2 protein-coding genes are annotated in these 1,462 nt (G+C 66.8%); both read left to right on the top strand.

Features of this window, described 5'->3' with window-relative positions; all coding sequences use genetic code 11:
* Positions 1 to 564, top strand: a 564-nt coding sequence (locus H504_RS0131735; RefSeq protein ID WP_035307255.1) for an APC family permease, incomplete at its 5' end; no start/stop codon positions are given.
* Positions 561 to 1,145, top strand: a complete 585-nt coding sequence (locus H504_RS0131730; RefSeq protein WP_051386477.1) for a GNAT family N-acetyltransferase — start codon at positions 561 to 563, stop codon at positions 1,143 to 1,145. The genes H504_RS0131735 and H504_RS0131730, both read left to right, overlap by 4 nt.
* The last annotated feature ends 317 nt before the right edge of the window (positions 1,146 to 1,462 follow it).

Raw genomic sequence — 1,462 nt, 5'->3', positions numbered from 1 at the left:
AGTGTGCTGGCGGCGCTGATCAGCTTCCACGCGACGTGCGCGCGCTACACGTTCGCGTTGGGCCGCGACCAGGTGTTGCCCGCGTCGCTGGGGCGGACCACGCCGCGGACCGGGCAGCCGGGTGCGGCGTCGCTGACGCAGAGCGCGCTGGCGCTGATCGTGATCATCATCTACGCGATCGGTGGGTGGGACCCGCTGACCGAGCTGTTCTACATCGCCGGGACGGCGGGTGCGCTCGGCGTGCTGATCCTGTTGGCCGCCACGGCGTTCGCGACGGTGCGGTTCCTGCGCGAGCACGAGGAGGACTCGACGGCGGTGCGCAAGATCGCCCCGCCGGTGGCGGCTGTAGCCGTGACGGCGATCCTGGTGCTGGTGGTCGCGAACTACGCGTTGCTGTTGGGCGTACCGGAGGACTCGCCGATGCGGTGGGGGATTCCGATCGCGTTCGCCGTGGTCGCGGTTGGCGGATTCCTGTATGGAGTGGTGCTGCGCCGGACTCGGCCGCAGGTGTACGAGTCGATCGGGCGGGGGGCTTCGCGGGCGATGGCGGGGGCTGCGCGATGAGTGTGGTCACTCGGGCTGGTCTGTCTGATGTGGACCGGTGTGCAGGCGTGGTGGCTGCGTCGTTTGCTTCCTTGCCGCAGACGGCGTGGTTGATTGACACGCCTGCTGATCGGGTCCCGGTGCTGGCGGCTGACTTCGCGATCTTCGTGGCGCACGCTGTCGAGTTTGGTCACGTGGATGTGTTGGGTGACCATGCGGTGGCGGTGTGGTTCTACCGCGACCGGGAGTTGCCAGCGCCTGCTGACTACGACGCCCGCGTTGCCGCTGCGACGGGGCGGTACGCGGAGCGGTTCCATCTGCTGGATGCGGCGTTCGACGGTCACCATCCGGTGGCGCCGCATCATCATTTGGCGTTGTTGGCGGTGGAGCCGGGGTATCAGAACCAGGGGCTGGGGGTGGCGCTGTTGCGGCACCATCATGCTTGGCTTGATGCTGAAGGGGTATCGGCGTTTTTGGAGGCCAGTACGGTGGAGAGTGTGCGGTTGTATCGGCGGGAGGGGTATGAGGCGATGGGGGAGGCGTATGGGTTGCCTGATGGGGGGCCGTTGATGTGGCCGCTCTGGCGGGCTGCTCGTTCTTGATCTTGATCTTGATCTTGGTCGGGGGTGGGCTGTCGGTGGGCTCGGCTAGGCTGTGTATTCAGGGGCTCATGGTCAGGTTGATCATGGTGGCCGGGGTTGTCGGTGGTTCTGGCTAGGCTGTGTATTCGGGGGCTTTCGTCCGGGTTGATCATGGTGTGAGGGGTCTCTTGGCCTCGGCTTCGCCTCGGGGGTCGGCCTGGTCGCCTTCGGCGACGCCGGCCGCGGGCGCCAGATAAAGCGGGGGTGCCCGTTGTGGTGAAGTTGTTTTGTTTGGGGCCCCTAGCGGCAGCCTGGGTAAGGCTAAAAGGCGGGGCCAC

It is taken from the genome of Actinokineospora inagensis DSM 44258 (assembly GCF_000482865.1).
GTDB lineage: Bacteria > Actinomycetota > Actinomycetes > Mycobacteriales > Pseudonocardiaceae > Actinokineospora > Actinokineospora inagensis.
The sequence above is the reverse complement of the archived record's forward strand: the minus strand, read 5'-3'. Positions and strand labels throughout refer to the sequence as shown.

Bases quoted from the DNA above. Each gene is read 5' to 3' on its own strand.
- H504_RS0131730 (WP_051386477.1), top strand. From the start codon at position 561: ATGAGTGTGGTCACTCGGGCTGGTCTGTCTGATGTGGACCGGTGTGCA.